16 protein-coding genes and 2 tRNA genes are annotated in these 19,232 nt (G+C 37.3%); 10 read left to right on the plus strand and 8 right to left on the minus strand.

Annotated features, from left to right (window positions below; all coding sequences use genetic code 11):
* Window positions 1–311: 311 nt before the first annotated feature.
* Together DJ533_RS07175 and DJ533_RS07180 are read right to left on the minus strand one after the other, a co-directional pair.
* Entirely contained in the window at window positions 312–686 is a 375-nt protein-coding gene (locus tag DJ533_RS07175) for a diacylglycerol kinase (protein WP_065995254.1), read from the minus strand.
* A 144-nt stretch (window positions 687–830) separates the two neighbouring features.
* Entirely contained in the window at window positions 831–1,988 is a 1,158-nt protein-coding gene (locus DJ533_RS07180) for a glycerophosphodiester phosphodiesterase (protein ID WP_065995253.1), read from the minus strand.
* A gap of 260 nt (window positions 1,989–2,248) precedes the next feature.
* Between DJ533_RS07180 and DJ533_RS07185 the strand changes: the two genes are divergently transcribed.
* From DJ533_RS07185 to DJ533_RS07195, 3 genes are all read left to right on the plus strand, one after another.
* The gene (locus DJ533_RS07185) at window positions 2,249–5,344 is read left to right on the plus strand and encodes a multidrug efflux RND transporter permease subunit (RefSeq protein WP_065995252.1); all 3,096 of its coding nucleotides are present in this window, start codon (window positions 2,249–2,251) and stop codon (window positions 5,342–5,344) included.
* A gap of 165 nt (window positions 5,345–5,509) precedes the next feature.
* Window positions 5,510–6,862, plus strand: coding sequence for a magnesium transporter (gene mgtE, locus DJ533_RS07190; RefSeq protein ID WP_065995251.1), 1,353 nt, complete (start codon window positions 5,510–5,512; stop codon window positions 6,860–6,862).
* 93 nt (window positions 6,863–6,955) lie between these two features.
* Window positions 6,956–7,540, plus strand: a complete 585-nt coding sequence (locus tag DJ533_RS07195; protein WP_065995250.1) for a DUF4112 domain-containing protein — start codon at window positions 6,956–6,958, stop codon at window positions 7,538–7,540.
* 181 nt (window positions 7,541–7,721) lie between these two features.
* On the opposite strand, the gene htpX is transcribed toward DJ533_RS07195, so the two are convergent.
* Window positions 7,722–8,627 carry a protease HtpX gene (gene htpX, locus DJ533_RS07200; protein WP_065995249.1) on the minus strand — a complete coding sequence of 302 codons (906 nt, stop codon included), beginning with the start codon at window positions 8,625–8,627 and terminating at the stop codon, window positions 7,722–7,724.
* A 256-nt stretch (window positions 8,628–8,883) separates the two neighbouring features.
* On the minus strand, window positions 8,884–9,777 hold the full coding sequence (locus DJ533_RS07205) for a lytic transglycosylase domain-containing protein (protein WP_065995248.1): 894 nt from the start codon (window positions 9,775–9,777) through the stop codon (window positions 8,884–8,886).
* 490 nt (window positions 9,778–10,267) lie between these two features.
* Between DJ533_RS07205 and ttcA the strand changes: the two genes are divergently transcribed.
* Together ttcA and DJ533_RS07220 are read left to right on the plus strand one after the other, a co-directional pair.
* Entirely contained in the window at window positions 10,268–11,176 is a 909-nt protein-coding gene (gene ttcA / locus DJ533_RS07215; protein WP_065995247.1) for a tRNA 2-thiocytidine(32) synthetase TtcA, read from the plus strand.
* A 223-nt stretch (window positions 11,177–11,399) separates the two neighbouring features.
* Window positions 11,400–11,783: an SCP2 sterol-binding domain-containing protein gene (locus tag DJ533_RS07220; RefSeq protein ID WP_065995246.1), complete on the plus strand. Its 384-nt coding sequence runs from the start codon at window positions 11,400–11,402 to the stop codon at window positions 11,781–11,783.
* Window positions 11,784–11,845: 62 nt separating this feature from the next.
* On the opposite strand, the gene DJ533_RS07225 is transcribed toward DJ533_RS07220, so the two are convergent.
* Window positions 11,846–12,958, minus strand: coding sequence for an MltF family protein (locus DJ533_RS07225; protein ID WP_065995245.1), 1,113 nt, complete (start codon window positions 12,956–12,958; stop codon window positions 11,846–11,848).
* Window positions 12,959–13,333: 375 nt separating this feature from the next.
* Between DJ533_RS07225 and greB the strand changes: the two genes are divergently transcribed.
* The 4 genes from greB (at window position 13,334) to DJ533_RS07240 (ending at window position 14,883) form a co-directional block, all read left to right on the plus strand.
* On the plus strand, window positions 13,334–13,828 hold the full coding sequence (greB, locus tag DJ533_RS07230; protein ID WP_065995244.1) for a transcription elongation factor GreB: 495 nt from the start codon (window positions 13,334–13,336) through the stop codon (window positions 13,826–13,828).
* Window positions 13,829–13,918: 90 nt separating this feature from the next.
* Window positions 13,919–14,008, plus strand: a tRNA-Ser gene (locus DJ533_RS07235).
* A 178-nt stretch (window positions 14,009–14,186) separates the two neighbouring features.
* Entirely contained in the window at window positions 14,187–14,387 is a 201-nt protein-coding gene (locus DJ533_RS18885) for a hypothetical protein (protein WP_228716522.1), read from the plus strand.
* Window positions 14,377–14,883 carry a hypothetical protein gene (locus DJ533_RS07240; RefSeq protein WP_228716523.1) on the plus strand — a complete coding sequence of 169 codons (507 nt, stop codon included), beginning with the start codon at window positions 14,377–14,379 and terminating at the stop codon, window positions 14,881–14,883. Before DJ533_RS18885 ends, DJ533_RS07240 begins: the two co-directional genes overlap by 11 nt.
* A gap of 28 nt (window positions 14,884–14,911) precedes the next feature.
* Here the strand turns inward: DJ533_RS07240 and DJ533_RS07245 are convergent, their stop codons facing one another.
* The 3 genes from DJ533_RS07245 to DJ533_RS07260 form a co-directional block, all read right to left on the minus strand.
* Entirely contained in the window at window positions 14,912–15,091 is a 180-nt protein-coding gene (locus DJ533_RS07245; protein WP_065995266.1) for a hypothetical protein, read from the minus strand.
* A gap of 306 nt (window positions 15,092–15,397) precedes the next feature.
* Window positions 15,398–15,487, minus strand: a tRNA-Ser gene (locus tag DJ533_RS07255).
* Window positions 15,488–15,585: 98 nt separating this feature from the next.
* The gene (locus DJ533_RS07260) at window positions 15,586–17,619 is read right to left on the minus strand and encodes an NADPH-dependent 2,4-dienoyl-CoA reductase (RefSeq protein ID WP_065995243.1); all 2,034 of its coding nucleotides are present in this window, start codon (window positions 17,617–17,619) and stop codon (window positions 15,586–15,588) included.
* 679 nt (window positions 17,620–18,298) lie between these two features.
* Here DJ533_RS07260 and DJ533_RS07265 point away from each other — a divergent pair.
* The gene (locus tag DJ533_RS07265) at window positions 18,299–19,192 is read left to right on the plus strand and encodes a metal-dependent hydrolase (RefSeq protein WP_065995242.1); all 894 of its coding nucleotides are present in this window, start codon (window positions 18,299–18,301) and stop codon (window positions 19,190–19,192) included.
* Window positions 19,193–19,232 lie beyond the last annotated feature (40 nt).

The raw sequence follows: 19,232 nt of genomic DNA on the forward strand, positions 1-19,232 counted from the left end.
AAATAGAATCTTAGATCAAAAGTTTTGATTGAGAGGTTTGGTTTGCATATTGGGGTTGGTTCAAGTTGTGCTTTAACCTCCTCAGGTACTTGTTTTTACGAAAATGAGAATCGTAGCTTCACAAGATAGTTTTCTTATTATCAAACTGCGATTCTCACTGTAAAACTTGTTAAAGAATATTTTTAACTGATATTTTGTAGAAATATTCATTTGCCGATGTGGTTCTGTATCACACACTTGCGGATGATATTAACGCGCATCTATATCTAGCAAGATCAAAATATGCTTTTGATATTACTGCTTAATATCAATTATAAAAATAAAATAATCGTCCATGTCATAAAAATAATAGATAGCGCAACAAATTGCGCAGCACTTCCCATATCCTTGGCATTTTTGGAAAGTTGGTGACGCTCCAAAGAAATACGATCGACGACTGCTTCTAAGGCAGAGTTAAATAATTCAACGATGATTGCCAATAAACATACTGCGACCATCACAGCTTGTTCAACGGCACTTACTTCTAAGAAAAATGTGATGGGAATTAAAATTATATTCAACAAAAGTATTTGTCGAAAAGCGGCTTCATTTTGAAAAGCAGCTTTGAAACCAGCTAGAGAATATCCAGTGGCATTTAGAATACGTTTAAAGCCAGTTTTACCTTTAAATGGGGAATAAGAATGCATGGGATTCATTGAGAGAGAAAAATAATAGGAATGTTATTATTTTAAACTTAAAAGGGAATTAATTTTAGTCTAACGTCGTATTAATATAACAATTGCCCAATACATCATTTCAATTTATTGGGCAAAAGGTAGCTCAGAATCGATTTATTTTTGAGTTGGATTCATTTTCCAATAAGCATCCAGTGTTTGGCGACCTAAACCAGGATCATCAGTGAATACGCCATCTACTCCTGCATTAAAGTACATTTCAAACTCTTTTTTCGCACCTGTTTCACAGCGTTGAGCGGCATCTGTCTCTTTTTCACTACACTTTAAGTTTTTGGCTAAGAAACTATTTTCAGGTCGGAAGGTATAAGGATGAACTTTTAATCCAACTGCATGCGCATTTTTAACAAAATCTGATGGCGCTGTGAATGTTTCATTGAAAATATAAGGTTTCCAAGGACCAACACCATCAGCATATTCAGCCACAGTTTTTAAGCCTTGTGCTGTTGCCATGTCTGCATATTTGATGGTGTTTTTTTGTTCCACAAAGTCAGCAGGTTGTGTGTCTTTGGCATCATAAAGTTGGATGATTTTAGCGTGTTTCAACGACTTATGCAGTGTGAGCTGATCTTTTAAATATTTTAAATTGCTTACTTCAAAAGATTGTAGATAGATCGGTGCAATATCACGTGTATATTCGTATTTTGCCAAAGTTTTTAGTAAAGTATCTTCCATGGCTAAGTTTTGTTTCTGGAAATAGGTAGGATGCTTGGTTTCGATATATAAACCAATAATTTTACCTGTTTTTTTGTAATGAGCATCAGCCAGTTCAATAATTTGCTCTAAGGTTGGAATTGCAAATTGATCGTTATACTGGGTATTTGAAGGACGCTCTTTCGGGATACGTTCACGTGCTTTGATTTGATTTAGCTCAGCCAAGCTAAAGTCTTCAGTAAACCAACCTGTATGTGATGTACCATCAATGACTTTGGTTTTTTGACGGTCGGCGAATTGGGGGAGGGTACTGACGTTGGATGTGCCACCGATTTCATTTTCATGGCGTGCAACCAATACACCATCTTTGGTCGAAACTAAGTCTGGTTCGATAAAATCCGCACCATCATCAATCGCTTTTTGGTAAGCTGCCAAAGTATGCTCTGGACGTAAGGCACTTGCACCACGATGCCCAACAATAATAATTTTAGGTTCTTTATATTCAGGTTTGACGGTATTCGTTAAATTATCATCATCATTATTGTCATTACATGCGGTTAATACAGCCAAAAGACTGAAACTTAATATCGTTTTTTTAGGCATAATCCTATTATCCTGTATTTTTAGATAAATGAAGTCAAACTAATGTGCGTAAAATTTCTTGCAGAATCATGAAAAGCAGGCTGAGGATTACAAAATATAATGTTTAGATTTCTTCATATTTCCTTCTTATTGTATTTTCTACACAGTTTTTCTGTTATTTATTCTTGTTTTTTATGCTTAAGTCACGGAATATCAATATAAATGGATTTAATTATAAAGACATTGCTACTTTATACAGATCTGACTAAGAACCGACACTAATGCTCTCAAAATTTTTTATTCAACGCCCTATTTTTGCAGGTGTACTTGCGATTATCGTGATGGCACTCGGTATCTTTTCCGTAATGAATTTACCAGTGGAACGCTATCCTGATATTGCGCCTCCGCGTATTACCATTTCGGCAACTTATACGGGTGCAGATGCTGAAACCGTTGAAGAAAGTGTAACCCAAGTCCTTGAGCAACAGATTAAAGGCATTGACCATTTATTATATTTTAGTTCGAGTAGTGATTCTTCTGGGCGAGCACGAGTCAGCCTTAGTTTTGAAAATGGCACAGATCCAGATACCGCCCAAGTCCAAGTACAAAATAGTATTAACAGTGTGATTAATCGACTTCCTGAAGACGTGCAACGACAAGGTGTTAGCGTCTATAAATCACTGAGTGATACTTTTATGGTAGTCGGTATTTATGATGCCAATAATAAAAGTAGTAATATTGAATTGGGAGATTATGCTTCTAATCATATTGAGCAAGAAATTGCACGACTTGAAGGGGTGGGTGAAGTTGATGTTTTTGGTTCATCTTATGCGATGCGTATTTGGCTCAATCCAAACTTATTGCGTCAATATCAACTCATGCCGAGTGATGTGCGTTCTGCGATTGAAGCACAAAATACCCAAGTTGCCGCTGGTGGTGTTGGAGATTTACCTGTTATAGCAGATCAATATTTAAATGCCAAAGTTACTGCAGGTTCTCGTTTAAGAACAGTCGAAGAATTTCAAAACATTGTGGTCAAATCCAACCCGAATGGCAGTTATGTTTATTTAAAAGATATAGCACGAGTAGAGTTGGGTGCAGAAAATTATCAATCTTTTAATACCATTAATGGCTATCCATCTTCAGGCATGGGAATTTCTTTGTCTTCAGGAGCAAATGCTTTGGCAACCTCAGCACTGATCAAGGCTGAATTGGCAAAGATTTCAGAAAATTTACCTGATGGTTATAAGATTGTATATCCACGAGATAACACGCCCTTTGTGCAAGAATCAATTAAAGAAGTAGTAAAAACACTGATCGAAGCGATTATTTTAGTGGTCATCGTGATGTTCGTATTTTTACAAAGTTGGCGCGCAACCTTGATTCCGACGATTACTGTGCCTGTGGTGATCTTAGGTACTTTTGCTGTACTGTATGTGCTTGGTATGAGTATCAATACTTTGACGCTTTTTGCTTTGGTACTTGCCATCGGTTTATTGGTCGATGATGCGATTGTGGTGGTGGAAAATGTTGAGCGTTTGATGCATGAGCAAGGCTTAGATGCCAAACAAGCTTCGATTGAGTCTATGCAGGAAATCACAGGTGCTTTGATTGGGATTACAGTCGTACTCACAGCTGTCTTCATACCAATGGCATTTTTTAGTGGTTCTACAGGTGTGATTTACCGACAGTTCTCGATTACTTTAGTTGCTGCTATGAGTATTTCTTTAGTTGTTGCTTTGATTCTAACACCTGCGCTTTGTGCCATTGTTTTAAAACCCAATATACAGCCTGCGAAATGGGCTGTATGGGTCAATCAAAAATTAGATCGGCTTAAACATGCCTATGTCAAATTAGTCCATCACACCTTACGGCTAAAAGCATTAATTGGGGTTGTTTTTGTGGGGTTAGTGGTTGCATTTGGCTTAATTTATACGCAATTACCCACCAGTTTTATTCCAAGCGAAGATCAAGGTATTATCAGTGTAAATTTCCGACTTGCTGATGGTACGCCTATGAGCCGTAGTCAAGTCGTTGGAGAAAATATTCGTCAATACTTCTTAGAGCAAGAAAAGCAAAATGTTGGGATTGTATTAATGCGTTATGGGCGAAACTTTTCAGGCACAGGGCAAAATTTAGGCACTGGTTTTATTGCACTCAAACATTGGGATGAACGTTCGGGTGCTGAAAATTCAGCACAAGCGATTCGTGAACGTGCAATGAAACATTTTAAGAAAGATCCCAATGCCATTATTAATGTGAATTTACCTGCATCTGTTAGTGGCTTGGGCGATAGTGATAGTTTGGAATTTTGGCTGCAAGATGTGGATGGTCAAGGGAGAAAATTTTTAGATCAGAAGTTTGGTGTGTTGAAGCAAAATGCAGCACAATTTAGCAGCTTTGAAAATTTAGATAAAAAATCTAACCCTGACAAAGCCAAGCTAAAAGTCCATATCGACCAAAAATTAGCGATGGCAAATGGTTTAAGTCAAACGGCAATTAATAGTACCTTAGCAACTGCTTGGGGTGGTTCTTATGTTAATGATTTTATTGATCGTGGACGGATTAAGCGAGTAATGATGCAGGGCGATGCCGAGTTCCGCTCTCAACCTGAGGACTTAAATGTATGGACTGTGCGAAATGCACAAAATCAAATGATTCCATTTAGTAATTTTGCGACAGTGGATTGGGAAGGCGGACCTGATGTGGTCAATCGTTTTCAAGGTTATACAGCATTACAAATGGAAGCCAATAGCGCTGCAAATGTCAGTTCTGGTCAAGCCATGCAGGATGTACAAAAAATGATTGCCGCTGAAAAAGGGATTGGCATCGCATGGAGTGGTTTATCCTTTCAAGAGCAGCAATCAAGTAGTCAGGCGATTTGGTTGTATTTGATTTCAATTGGTTTTATTTTTCTATGCTTGGCAGCGTTATATGAAAGTTGGTCAATTCCAACAGGTGTACTTGCAGCAATTCCTTTGGGGATTGGTGGGAATATTATTTTTAGTACTTTGGCGGGTTTTCCAAATGATATTTATTTCCAAATCGCATTATTAACTACCATTGGTTTGTCATGTAAAAATGCCATTTTGATTGTAGAGTTTGCGGCTTTGGCACAAGAAAAAGGTAGAACCATTGTTGCAGCAGCAATTGAAGGTGCAGGCTTGCGATTGCGCCCAATTTTAATGACATCTTTGGCATTCGGTGCAGGGGTGATTCCTTTGGTCTTTGCTTTTGGTGCAGGGGCTGCTAGTCGTCAGGAAATTGGTGTCAGTGTCTTAGGTGGGGTGATTTTTGGAACAGTTTTGGTACTGATTTTTATTCCTTTTATGTATGTGATGGTGCGTTCAGCTTTCAAAAACAAATCTTCAGTTTAAATCAAAGATATCAGCGAAGCATCCTAAGCTAAAATCTTTGTATTTTTAGCTTCTTAAAGTGGTTAGCCTACTGGAATTTCTGGTTTTTATGCAATAAATACGGAGTAAATTTGCTTTATTGAAACAGCTCATTTTATGATGTAGCAAAAAACGGGTGTGATATTTATGCAGTTATCTTCTCAACTTATTTTAAGTCTAGAACAAGCGATTCAAAACCATCAAATTGAGGAGATTAAGCGTTTAATTACCCAAGTCAATCATGCCGATTTGGCGGATTTATTGGCAAACTTGAGTTTTGATCAACAATTAAAATTAATAGAATATTTACCACATGCTGCTTATGTTTTTGAGTTTTTAAGCTTAACGGAACAGCTTGAAATTGCATTGCGTTTACCCAAAGCGCAATTGGTACAACTCATTTCGGATATGCATTCAGATGACAGTACTGATTTATTTAAAGTATTGCCTCTCAAGCTACAACATGAAGTATATACGCAATTAAATACAGAAAAACGCCAGCAAATTAAACAACTTGCTCAATATGCTGAACAGTCAGCAGGGGCAATTATGAGTTCAGATTTTGTGACTTTATCACCTGATCTGAATATGACTCAAGCTATTGAACAATTACGACAGCAAGCGTCTGACCGTGAAACTTTATATCTGATTTATATTACCGATGAAGCATTGAAGCTCTTAGGCGTAGTATCTTTACGAGAAATTATTTTAGCTGAAGCACATAAAACGATTGCTGAAATTATGAGTACTGATTTGGTTGTAGGTTATGTTTATGATGACCAAGAAACTATTGCTCAAAAACTAAGTCATTATGATTTTATAGCATTACCGATCATTGATGATGCACAGCATTTACAAGGAATTGTCACTTATGATGATGCCATGGATGTTGTACAAGAAGAAATGATAGAGGACTTTTTAAAGTCAAGTGCGGTGAGCAGCTCTCCTAATTTTAGTTTGAAAACCGCACCTATTTTATTTTTATATAAAAAACGAGTGTTTTGGCTGGTCATTTTGGTGTTTGGAAGTTTGTTGTCGGGCATCGGTATAGCCCATTTTGAAGACATTATTGCGGCTAATATTGTACTGGTGTTCTTTTTACCATTGTTGGTTGGGAGTGGCGGGAATGCAGGTTCACAATCAGCCACCTTAATGGTACGAGCATTGGCAATGGGTGACGTCGAGTTAAAAGATTGGTTAAAACTGATTGGGCGTGAAACCCTCGTTGCATTATCTCTAGGGGGTACAATGGCATTTGCAGTTTCTATATTGGGCTATATACGTGGTGATGCTATGGTAGCTTTGGTGCTGGCGCTTAGTATGATGGGAATTGTGCTCCTAGGATGTTTGATTGGGATGAGTTTGCCATTTATCTTAAATCGTCTTAAATTAGACCCTGCAAGCGCCTCTGCTCCACTAGTCACCTCTATCTGTGATGCAACAGGGGTGATCGTTTATTTATTTATTGCTTCTATTTTTTTAGGTCAAGTAGTTGCATAGTAGGTAGCCGCTAAATATTAAACTTATACACAACATGCTGAATTTATTGGTTATCATTTAGAAATAAAATCGAATTGGATGTATGTTCTGAAAATGAGTACACAAAAAAAATTAACCACTCAAGAAGTCATTCGACTGGAACGTGATTTGGCGAAATTTGCCAATATGATGGACTCAGTTGTGCGTATTCCTTTTACCAAGCAAGGCGTGGGGGCGGATGCTGCACTGAGTACCATTCCTGTCGCAGGGGATGTGGCTGGTTTTATTTTGACTTGTTATGCTATCTACAAAGCCAAACAATTGGGCGTGCCTCAGTCCAAGCTGAATGGCGTTCTGAAACTTGCAATGATGGATGCTGTGGTTGGGTTTATTCCTGTACTTGGGACTTTATTTGATATTTTTATTCGTCCAAGCCGAAAAGCATTAGATCTAGTCCATGAACATATCCAAACAGAATATCAAATCAAAACAGAAGATCATGTGATTCATCCATTTTTACATGAACGCTTAGAGCAAAAACAACAACACTCTGCATTTTGGCGTAACCCAGTGGTTGCTTGGCTATGGATTCATATTCCAGATTTACTTGGTATAGTAGTTTTCATTTTAATCGGTCTGGCGATGTGGTTTGGACTGAGTTGGTTATGGGAGGTATATCAAACATGGTCTCAGCATTAATTCATTGACATCTAGTATATTTGATTAAACTTGTTCCTCACTTGGAATTGCTTAACAAGAAAGCGATGAGTATCAACTATTATAAAAAGAGCCATTTCTTTTAAGATGAGGTTTTAAAATAGCCAAGCTTCCCGAAGGAAGCTTTTTATAATTTCAACATCATCGTTTGATGAAATCTATATTAAGGTACGTTGAGTTGACGTAAAGCAGCAACACGTTGCTCAATGCTTGGGTGAGTTTGGAACAGTGCAGCCAAACTAAAACCTTGTTCTTTCCCTTCCGCAATCGCAAATGCTTTCATTTCTTTTGGCATTTGATCAGGCATTTCCGATTCTGCTTGTAAGCGTAACAATGCAGAAATCATGGCTTCCTTACCTGCTAAACGTGCACCCGCTTCGTCAGCGCGATATTCACGATAACGAGAAAACCACATCACAATCGCTGAGGCTAAGATACCAAACACAATATCAAGCACAATAGAAATAATGAAGTAAGCCATACCGGGTGCTTCGCCATCTTCACGGCCAAAGACATTACGGTCAATAAAATCACCTACCACACGAGCAAAGAACATCACGAAAGCGTTCACAACACCTTGAATCAAGGATAATGTCACCATGTCACCATTAGCAACGTGGCCAATCTCATGGGCAAGTACAGCGCGTAGCTCATCTTTATTCATACGCTCAAGCAAGCCCGTGGACACTGAAACGAGCGCATCGTTTTTATTCCAACCTGTTGCAAAGGCATTGGATTGATAAGAAGGGAAGATCCCGACATCTGGCATTTTAATTCCAGAACGTTGAGCAAGTTGAGCAACCTCTTGAATTAACCATGCTTCGGCTTGGTTACGAGGTGCATTGGGATCAATTAATTCAGTACCTGTTGTTTTTAATGCCATCCATTTAGACATAAACAGTGAGATGAGAGAGCCCACCATACCAAAAACAAAACAGATGACTAATAGGTTGCCTAAGTTTAGACCGCCAGCGCCGTGGTAACTACCAACACCTAAAACCGATAGGAGAATGCCAGCTACAACCAGTACTGCGAGGTTGGTAAGCAAGAACAAACCAATCCGCATCATTGAGAAAATCCTCTTAATAATAAAAATAACATGATTTATAAAATATAAATCCAAAATGAAATATGAGGATTATCCTATGAAAATTCAAGAAGGATTGAAAAAATCTATACTAAGAAATTAGCTTTAATTTTGCTATCAGTAGAGTAAGATAAAAAAATAGCCGAAATTATTCGACTATTATTTTTTAATTCTCTCATCTAGAGAAATAGCTTTATTTTTAGATCATTTATTTAAGACATCATTTTCAAGTGATCTTTTAATTGGATATATAGATTCGAGCAGATGCAGTCGCATGGTTGGTTGAATAAGAACCTGCAGGCGCATCCGTAAAACTATTACCATCGCTTGCTACAATAATCTGACGCTGTGAATATTGTGATTTTGCAATCGTATTTTCACTTGGTGCATTGTAATTGCTTGATTGTGCGATAACTTGACCTTGTGAAGAAGTATTTGTGGTTGAATTACTGCTTGGGTTTGAATTGCTCGTTGTTGTCAAGCCTACGCCACCAGCGTATAAGTTATTGTAACGACTGGATACTCGTCTGACATAGTCTTGTGTTTCACGAAATGGGGGAATGCCGCCATATTTTGCAACATTCCCTTCACCAGCATTATAACCTGCAAGTGCCAATGATGTATTGCCATTAAAGCGTTTAAGTAGCCATGCTAAATACCGTGCACCTGCAAAAATATTTTGTTGGGGATCATAGGAATTAGATACATTAAAACGCCGTGCTGTGGCTGGCATCAGCTGCATCAAACCTTGCGCACCGACAGGAGAGCGAGCATTTGCATTAAATCCTGATTCAGTGTGCATTACCGCTTTAATTAAGCCTTCAGAAACGCCATGTGCCGCAGCAGCTTGTTGAATGATGTGGTCATAAGCATTTTTATTACGACTATAGCTTGGTAATACCGAGGCTTCTGAACTGCCCCAATTGCTATAACTATGAATATTACTGTCTGGATAATACGTAACTTTGACTTTTTGCAGTGAGCGATCAGAACTTTTTTTGTTGGTCAGTAGGGTACTGCCTTGTTGATCTTTGTAAATATAAATTTGTCCCGCATAGCTTGAAGTCGCTAAAATCCCCAGATTTAAGCAAAGCCCACAAGAGACTATCGATGTACGGATAAAGTTTCTCATTTTAATATTATATTTTTCCCCAATTTGCTTGGAGTTTAGCAAAGTTCGGCTAGGAGTAAAACCTTGAATTGATTTTTATCAAGACAAATAGAAAAAATCAAGTCTCAACTGATCTGCAAATAATCAAAAAAAATTAATTTTATTTTTTTATTTTAGAGCTCTTGACTATTATAACTGTTTGAAATTTATTTAAAAAAATAACTGGTTAAAAAATACACAATCCAAAGAGAAAGCCCATCTCTTCGGCTATATCGTTTGTCAAGCCCTCAACAATCCACAATTTTATCCACAGGTTTTGTGGAAAACTGTGGAAAAGTTTAAAAGATAAGCACTTAGCACGTATTTTGTACACGATCTATTATTTTATCCTGCGAGGTACGACAGTTGCATGACAAAATCGCATTATTGTAAAAAACAAAAATCTTTAGATGTTATATACCCACAAATCGGCTAAAATTGTGCAGCATTTTTATTTGGGTAATTTTCCTCTATGTACTCGCCAGTTGAGTCCGATCAAGGATTTAATTTCAAACCAGAACTTCCTACAAGTTCAGCTTATTATCGCTTGTTAAAAAAACTTCGTCGTCAAGTAGGTCATGCAATTCGTGATTTTAAAATGATTGAGGATGGCGATAAAGTCATGGTCTGTGTTTCTGGAGGAAAGGACAGTTACACATTACTTGATATTTTGTTGCAATTTAAACGTATTGCACCGATTCACTTTGATGTGGTTGCAGTGAATCTGGATCAAAAACAGCCCGGCTTCCCTGAAGATGTTTTACCAAAGTTTATGGAAGAAAATAACATTCCTTATTATATTTTGGAAAAAGATACTTACAGCATCACTAAGCGTTTAACCCCTGAAGGAAAAACATACTGTGCAGTATGTTCTCGTTTGCGTCGTGGCTCACTCTATGGTTTCGCCCAAGAAATTGGTGCCACCAAAGTGGCTTTAGGTCATCACCGTGATGACATCATGGCAACCTTCTTTTTGAATCTATTTCATGGTGGTAGCTTAAAAGCAATGCCACCAAAACTGTTATCTTCGGATAAAAAGAATATTTTGATTCGTCCACTGGCGTATGTGGAAGAAAAAGACATTATTAAATATGCTGAAATGCGTAAATTCCCGATTATTCCGTGTAATTTGTGTGGTTCTCAGGAAAACTTACAACGTGCCATGATCAATGACATGTTACGTGAGTGGGATAAACAATATCCAAAACGCTTGCACAGTATTTTTGGTGCCATGCAAAATGTATCGCCCTCACAATTGGCTGACCGTGACTTATTTGACTTTGAAGCACTCGATTCACAACGTGAATTTGATATGAAATGTGACACTGAAGAGTCTAAAAAACGTTTAGATGTTGTAAATTTAAGTTTTGCAGCAGATTAAGCACTTTTGCTATTTTAATGAGCAAATCAGACATTTATATTGAAATGAATGTCTGATTTTTAAAAATAAAACGATAAAATCAATAAAAATAGAACAGTCAGTACAAAAAACTTTAGCCTAAATTGAAATTATCATGTTATAACCTTAAACAAGCGAAAAGCTTCATGATGTTGTTTGGATAGACAACACAATAAATGAATAAATAATTTTTTGAGGAATGAACATGCCTGCATTTTTAACTGATGATTGGTTTGCAACTGTAGAAAAACTGACTGCGGAAGCGGGTGATCTTAATTTACCGCCTGCGTTGGCAAATCTTGCAATCAACCTTGTTGTTGCTGATGATAATGGCAATACTGAAATGTCTTTAGACGGTGGTAAAATCGTAAAAGGCTTATCTTCAAATGCAAAAACTACCTTGAATATGGATGGCGAAACCCTTCGTAAAGTATTCTTAGAATTTGATATGGCTGCTGCAATGCAAGCCTTCATGACTGGCAAAATCAAAGTTCAAGGTGATATGTCACAATTAATGGCATTACAAACTGCAAAACCAAGCCAAGAACAAAAAGATTTATTCAAAAAAGTACTTGAGCAAACTGCTTAAGACTAGGTTTGAAAAAAAGGGCTTACGTTGTGTAAGCCTTTTTTTATGTCAGTAGATCAAAACTAAATGGTCATCAAAGTCGGTGTGTTTTTAATATGTTCTAAATAGCTACGAATACGTGTGACATATTGTACCGCTTGCTTATAACGACCATTGCGTGCTTGATTGTTACTTAAAAACTCATACATATTAATCCAATCATTTGGGTTTTTACCTTGTGATTTCAAACGCTTTTGAATCGCATCTACAGCACCAGGTCCCATATTGTAAGCAATCAAAGCATACCAATGACGATCAGGATTTTGAATATAAGCATAACGATTAAGCATTTGATTAAAATACTTTGCACCACCTTGTATGCTTTGAGTCGGATCTGTTCGATTAGAAACCCCCATCGCACGTGCAGTCGCATTGGTTAACATCATCAAACCACGTACACCCGTCGGAGAAACGGAGTCAGGTTTTAGATAAGACTCTTGATAACCAATGGCAGCAAGTAAATGCCAATCCATATCATACTGCTTTGCAGTTTTTTTGAAACTGGCTTGATAGATAGGCAAACGTTGCTTTAGATCACGTTGAATCACATTCCAGTCATTTTGCTTAACGACATTACGATTATAAAAAGATGCCAATTGTTGAATTGAACCATTTTGCTTACTTTGGCAAATAAAACCACTCGCAGTTTCAGTGAGTGGATCATCTGCACGTTTAAATACCCAATTAATTTCAGGATTTAAGCCGTTTTTTTGCAAACTGTTTAAGTCACCACAGGTTGCGGAAAATGACGATAACTTTTTTGCTTCAATTCGATCAAAAGTTGCGGTGGTAATAGCAAAGTTTACTTTACCTTGCGCAACCATTTTTAAAGCAGCAGCATTATCTGGTACGGTTTTAAAATTTAGCTTTACATTTAGACTTTGCGCATAATCTTGTGCTAAATCATAACCAAAACCATGTTGGTATTGACCTTCTTTAAACACAATTGTAGGGCTGGATACTGCTACTACGGTTAATGTATTGGTATTAACAACAGTATTGTACTGATTGGTTTTAGTGGCATTAATACTATGAAATGGCATTAAAGCACTGGTTAACACTAAGGCTTTTAAAGGGAGCGTTGAAAAAAAAGAATCGAAGTTTATCCTCGATCCAGACGTTGAATTACTGTGCATGTTGTCTCCGCTACAAGCAATTTATGCCCAAAAAAGCTGTAGCAAAAGCTACTTGAACTTTTTGAAGTTGATAAATTCAATAAGGGTGGGCAGGCATGGACGTCATTCAAAAAATGACATATGGGAAATTAAAAGCTTTATGGCTACATCATGATGTGAAGCGATAAAGTACAAAAAATAGACAATTTAAAACATGTGCGAATAATAAAGTTGAAAATTTAAAATGTCAAATTTTGTGCTAAAAAAAATTATTTTACTGAACATAATTTACTGATTTAATTGGTGAAAAAGTTTTATAATATTTTTATGTGTAGAAAGTGTGCATTTTTTATTTAAAAATGTAGGAACTTCCTGCTAAAAATATAGGGCGAAATCATGAAATCTAATTTAATTACTCGTACAGGACATGATCAATTAGTCGCTGAATTACAACATCTATGGCATGAAGAACGTCCTGAAATTACCAAAAAGGTCAACTGGGCTGCAAGTCTTGGAGATCGGAGTGAAAATGCAGATTATCAATATAATAAACAAATACTTAGAAAAATAGATCGACGTGTTCGCTATCTAGGAAAGCGTTTAGAAGAGCTAAGAATAATTGACTTTTCTCCTGAACAAGAGGGTAAAGTTTATTTTGGTGCTTGGGTTGAGATAGAAAATGATTTAGGCGAACAAAAAACAGTTCGAATAGTAGGAGTTGATGAAATTTATGATCATCATCCACAAAATATTTCCATTGATTCACCGATGGCACGTGCCATGTTATCAAAACAAGTGGATGATGAATTTGAAGTAATCACCCCATTAGGTAAAAAAAATTGGTATATCAATGCTATTCGTTATGAAAAGCCCGAAAACTCATCGATTTGAAAGAATCTGATTTTATTTTGAGCATTTAAATCTCTATTTTTAGAAAAACATTTGCCAAGTTCAATTTTTATTTATATTATAGCCGCCATTGGAAGCGTGGCAGAGCGGTTTAATGCACCGGTCTTGAAAACCGACGAGGGCGCGAGTCCTCCGTGAGTTCGAATCTCACCGCTTCCGCCAAATATCAACGACTTAGCCCTGACATTGTCAGGGCTTTGTTGTTTCTAGGGTTATGCAACGTAAGCCTGTAGTAAGCATAAAAATATAAGTCAAATTTTCTTACAATAGCTCATTTACTGATATAACATTTAAACATAAACCTAAAATAGATTAAGTTTTAGAAAATGTAGAGAATAAAATGGCAGACATTTATCATTACCCTCCCGATGTGTTTGAATTGCTTGTTGAGACTATTCCAAGATTAGTTCGAAGTAAGAAAGCTGTGATTCTTTTTCTCCAAGGTGTCGGAGTTGCTCAAAAAGATTTGAGAGATGTCGCCAGCGTCTTATCTAAAAATCAAGCTTCAATTAATAAATTTGAAAAAGCGCTTGGAAATTAATAGTGTAAATCAACGCCTTTCTGCACTTTTTAAAATGGATGATAAACCACAGGAACGAGGTAAGTTATTAGAAGGGGTCTTGAATGATTTATTTCGTATTTATGGGATTCTTATCCGTGAAGATTTCCGTCGTAAAGATCCCGATACTGCTGTTGTCGTAGAGCAGATTGATGGGGTAATAGAGTTAAATGGGAAAATTCATCTTGTTGAAATGAAATGGCTTAATTCACCTGTGGGTATAGGTGAATTTTCACCACACTTAGTTCGTTTATTTGGTCGAGCAGATGCTCATGGCATTTTCATTGCAACAAATGGATATTCTACATCCGTTGTCTCAGAATGTAGGAATGCTCTTAGTCAGAAAACATTGTTTTTATGTTCATTACAAGAATTTGTTATGTTGTTGCAACGTCAAGATGATCTTGTGGAATTACTGAGTAAAAAATCAAAAACTGCAATTATTGATAAGAATCCATTTCTAGAAATTCTATCTTAAATTATTAAATAGGTATGAAGTGTAGATATTAATCGTGCCTAGTATCGTCAACTAATTGTTGTTGATGTGGTACAGCAATCGCTTCCCATTCATCATAAGACAAGATAGGTGGAAAAGCGGCTACTAACCGAATAGTAGTCGCTTTGTTCTTTCTATGGATTTCGACTTTAGCTAAACGCCTTTGAAAGTCTTTTAATACCTTAGCCATTATCGGTATGACCACAGTTAGGGTTAGGGTATTGTGCCCATGGTTGCCCCTGTAGCATCGTTTTAACTGTTATTGGTAAAGCAGGGGGGGTACATAGTCGCTAAATGGGTGTAATGGGCTATTTAGCTTTTCTTCAAGCTTTGCAAAAATAGCGGTTTAATAAATACTTCTTCAAGTTCATTGCTAGAAGCATATAACACCATCTGATCAAAGCTTAACAAATATAATATTTGAGGGGGATGGTTGTGGGGTAAATCTACGGGCAATAAAAAAGCTCTTGTAAAAACAAGAGCTTTTTTAGTTATTTGGCGGAAGCGGTGAGATTCGAACTCACGGAGGACTCGCGCCCTCGTCGGTTTTCAAGACCGGTGCATTAAACCGCTCTGCCACGCTTCCATGTGCGCCATAATACGAAGCTTTTGCAATTATGACAAGTAAAAAATACAATTAAAGCAACCAAGTGTGTATTGTTTCGTCAAAATCAGCTTTTTATTTTAAAGTTTGGCCGCCAATTCAGCCCCCTCACGAATCGCACGTTTTGCATCAAGTTCAGCTGCCAGTTTTGCACCACCAATAATATGATAATTGGCTAAGGTTTTTTCACCTTCAAAAGGAATCAAATCTTTCACAGATTCTTGTCCAGCACAGACTACAATGGTATCCACACGCAATAATTGATCATGTCCATGATTTTCAATCCAAAGACCTTCATTACTAACAGCTTTGTATTGCACGCCACGTAACATTTTGACAGCATGTTTTTTCAATTGTGCTCGGTGAACCCAACCGGATGTTTTCCCTAAACCAATTCCTAGCGGAGTTGATTTACGTTGCATCAAATAAATTTCACGGATAGGTTGTTCAACCTGTGGGGGAACAAAACCACCTTCGGTCATATAATTCGGTTGAGGATCTACCCCCCATTCACGTTGCCAGTCAGCGAGTGGTTGAGGCTGCGGTTGATGTTCAGGTTTTAATAAATATTCAGAAACATCGAAACCGATACCACCCGCACCAATAACAGCAACACGTTGTCCGACTGGTGCACCACGTAATACCTCTGCATAAGAGAGTACTTGTGGCGCATCGCTTCCTTCAATCTTTAACGCGCGAGGGATGACACCTGTTGCCACAACCACTTCATCAAAGCCTTCACGTTCTAATTGTTCACGATTTACTTTGGTATTTAAACGTAACTCTACGCCTGTTTTTTCGATCTGAACTTTAAAATAGCGAATCGTTTCGTGAAACTCTTCTTTACCAGGTACAACCTTTGCTAAATTAAATTGTCCACCCACTTCATGTGATGCTTCAAATAATGTGACCTGATGCCCACGACTTGCGGCAACGGTGGCTGCAGACATACCAGCGACTCCACCACCTACGACTGCAATTTTTTTCGGTTTTTTTGTTTTTAAATAAATCAGTTCTGTCTCATAGGCAGCACGAGGATTAACCAGGCAAGTCGCGCGTTTATTTTGAAATGAATGGTCTAAACAAGCTTGGTTACAAGCGATACAGGTATTAATTTCATCAACACGATTGGTTGCTGTTTTATTTACCCAAAAAGCATCCGCTAATAATGGACGTGCCATTTGAACCATATCTGCTTTACCTGCTGCCAAAATTTGTTCAGCGGTATCTGGCATATTGATTCGGTTTGATGCGATCACAGGAACAGAAACGTGTTTTTTTACTTCTGCAGTATAGTCGACAAAAGCAGCACGTGGCACAGAGGTAACGATGGTTGGAATACGTGCTTCATGCCAGCCAATTCCAGTATTTAATAAGGTCACACCCGCTTTTTCTAAAGCTTGAGCAATGGTGATGACTTCATCCATGGTATTACCGTCATGTACCAAATCAAGCATAGATAAACGGAAGCAAATAATAAACTTTTCACCAATTTTTTCACGAATGGCTTTAACGATTTCTACAGCAAAACGCATACGATTTTCGACAGGACCACCCCAACGGTCTGTACGCTGGTTGACATGACGGCTTAAGAATTGATTCAGTAAATAACCTTCTGAACCCATAATTTCTACGCCATCATAACCTGCTTTTTTCGCAAGACTGGCAGTATCCGCATAATCTTGAATGGTTTTTAAAATAAGCCTGTCACTCATCTCACGTGGTTTGAACATGGAGATCGGGGATTTGATCGGGCTTGCTGAAACCACAAAAGGTTGATACCCATAGCGTCCTGAGTGCAAAATTTGCATGAGAATTTTTGCGCCATGCTTATGCACTGCACGTGTGACTAAACGATGCGGTGCGATATCGCCTAAAGTATTCATCGTACCGCCTGCTGGTAATAACCAACCTTGACGGTTAGGAGAAATTCCTCCTGTGATAATTAAGCCCACGCCACCTTTGGCGCGCTCCCCAAAATATGCCGCAAGTTTTGGATAATTATAAAAACGATCTTCCAACCCTGTATGCATTGACCCCATCACGACACGATTTTTGATGGTGGTATATCCTAAGTGAAGTGGTTTTAAAATATTGGTATAGTGAGTTGTCATGGCGCATCCCTTTTAACATTTGGCTTTGCAACTTGTTGCATACTAATTTATATATTTAAAATATTTTTTGTGATGGCTAAGCGTATTATTTTATATGTACATACAGCCAATATTGAATGATTTTCACAGCACAACAATATTTTAAATTGACTAAAAATATAATTTATCTCTTTGGTCAAATAAGATTTTAAGTTGAAAATAACATTTATTTTAGATTTTAAGTGATATCGTATTGCCACATCTAAAATCACACAATTACTTGTTAATTTAGAGAAAGCAATAAAACCCATATCTTGCTTGATTTGCTCATTTTAAAAATAATTTTATTTAAAATTAACTGCAATAAACTTAGCTTGTGTTTAAGTTAAATTTTTTAATTAATTATTTAATTTCAATGTCTTATCTTTTGAATGGTAATTAAAAAAAACATTGTGTCTACTTCACTCTCTTTACGAGCATCAAGGTAAAAAAGCCTGTAGCATTCCAGCAGAACCTCACGGTTGGGGAACATATGTCTGAATTTTATACGGATGAGATAGGTGTGATCTATTTGACATAAATATCATAAAAGGGATGCAATGACATGTAAATGGATTGAAATGACATAGTGAATTGCATTCAAAAAGATACAATTTCATTTAACACAGACAATAAACTTAAAACAGGATAGATTCTGAAAATGGGTATTTTCCAGAAATTTATTAAATCGAATACATATCATGAGCCATTGCCGATTCGCCGTGATATTCGCTTTGATTTACCTGCTGATCGTATTGCAGATTGGCATACCGCCGCAGGTCCGATTTTTACTGCATTGTTAAATACATTCTCCATTGTCTTGCCGATCGGTGAGCGATTCTTTATCGATGCGGTGCGAGCACATCGTGATTTGGTCGAAGACCCTGAACTTAAAAAAGCCGTGACTGCATTTATTGGTCAAGAAGCTATGCATGGTCGTGAGCATGAGGATTATAACAGTGCATTATTTGCACGAAATCCGATTGCACCAAAGTTTGAAAGTTTTGTACTTGGTGTATTTGGTTTAATGAAAAAGCATTTACCGGCATCATATTCATTGAGTGCAACGATTGCGCTTGAGCATTTTACAGCGTTGCTTGCAGATTCTGTATTACAAATTCCTGAATTATTCGTAGGTGCAGAAGAGCATTATGCCAATATTTGGCGTTGGCATGCATTCGAAGAAACAGAGCATAAAGCAGTTGCTTATGATGTTTGGAACACGGCAATGGGACAAGGAATCTATGCTTATTTATTACGTAGCTTTGGTTTAGTGGCTGCAACCATTGTGTTTTGGGGCTTTGTACTGCCTGTATTTGCCAAAATTGTCCTTGATGAGAAAAAACTGACAGATATTCCTGCATGGCGTAAAGCGTATAAATATACTTTTGGTGAAATTGGGGCACTACGTAAGCAATTGGGTAATTATATTGATTATTTTCGTCCCAATTATCATCCTTGGGATCATGATAACCGTGAAAAAATGATGGCTTTGCAAGATTTGATTTATGAGTTGGCTGATGCAACTGCGGCAAAACATAAAAAAGCATCTTAAATTTTTGTAAGAAAATTTAAGAAAATAAAAAAGCCAGTCA

Source organism: Acinetobacter defluvii (assembly GCF_001704615.3).
GTDB lineage: Bacteria > Pseudomonadota > Gammaproteobacteria > Pseudomonadales > Moraxellaceae > Acinetobacter > Acinetobacter defluvii.

What these genes read in the sequence shown, in the direction of transcription:
- DJ533_RS07175 (WP_065995254.1), bottom strand. Translation starts at nt 686, where the DNA reads ATGCATTCTTATTCCCCATTTAAAGGTAAAACTGGCTTTAAACGTATT.
- DJ533_RS07180 (WP_065995253.1), bottom strand. Translation starts at nt 1,988, where the DNA reads ATGCCTAAAAAAACGATATTAAGTTTCAGTCTTTTGGCTGTATTAACC.
- DJ533_RS07185 (WP_065995252.1), top strand. Translation starts at nt 2,249, where the DNA reads ATGCTCTCAAAATTTTTTATTCAACGCCCTATTTTTGCAGGTGTACTT.
- mgtE (WP_065995251.1), top strand. Translation starts at nt 5,510, where the DNA reads ATGCAGTTATCTTCTCAACTTATTTTAAGTCTAGAACAAGCGATTCAA.
- DJ533_RS07195 (WP_065995250.1), top strand. Translation starts at nt 6,956, where the DNA reads ATGAGTACACAAAAAAAATTAACCACTCAAGAAGTCATTCGACTGGAA.
- htpX (WP_065995249.1), bottom strand. Translation starts at nt 8,627, where the DNA reads ATGATGCGGATTGGTTTGTTCTTGCTTACCAACCTCGCAGTACTGGTT.
- DJ533_RS07205 (WP_065995248.1), bottom strand. Translation starts at nt 9,777, where the DNA reads ATGAGAAACTTTATCCGTACATCGATAGTCTCTTGTGGGCTTTGCTTA.
- ttcA (WP_065995247.1), top strand. Translation starts at nt 10,268, where the DNA reads ATGTACTCGCCAGTTGAGTCCGATCAAGGATTTAATTTCAAACCAGAA.
- DJ533_RS07220 (WP_065995246.1), top strand. Translation starts at nt 11,400, where the DNA reads ATGCCTGCATTTTTAACTGATGATTGGTTTGCAACTGTAGAAAAACTG.
- DJ533_RS07225 (WP_065995245.1), bottom strand. Translation starts at nt 12,958, where the DNA reads ATGCACAGTAATTCAACGTCTGGATCGAGGATAAACTTCGATTCTTTT.
- greB (WP_065995244.1), top strand. Translation starts at nt 13,334, where the DNA reads ATGAAATCTAATTTAATTACTCGTACAGGACATGATCAATTAGTCGCT.
- DJ533_RS18885 (WP_228716522.1), top strand. Translation starts at nt 14,187, where the DNA reads ATGGCAGACATTTATCATTACCCTCCCGATGTGTTTGAATTGCTTGTT.
- DJ533_RS07245 (WP_065995266.1), bottom strand. Translation starts at nt 15,091, where the DNA reads ATGGCTAAGGTATTAAAAGACTTTCAAAGGCGTTTAGCTAAAGTCGAA.
- DJ533_RS07260 (WP_065995243.1), bottom strand. Translation starts at nt 17,619, where the DNA reads ATGACAACTCACTATACCAATATTTTAAAACCACTTCACTTAGGATAT.
- DJ533_RS07265 (WP_065995242.1), top strand. Translation starts at nt 18,299, where the DNA reads ATGGGTATTTTCCAGAAATTTATTAAATCGAATACATATCATGAGCCA.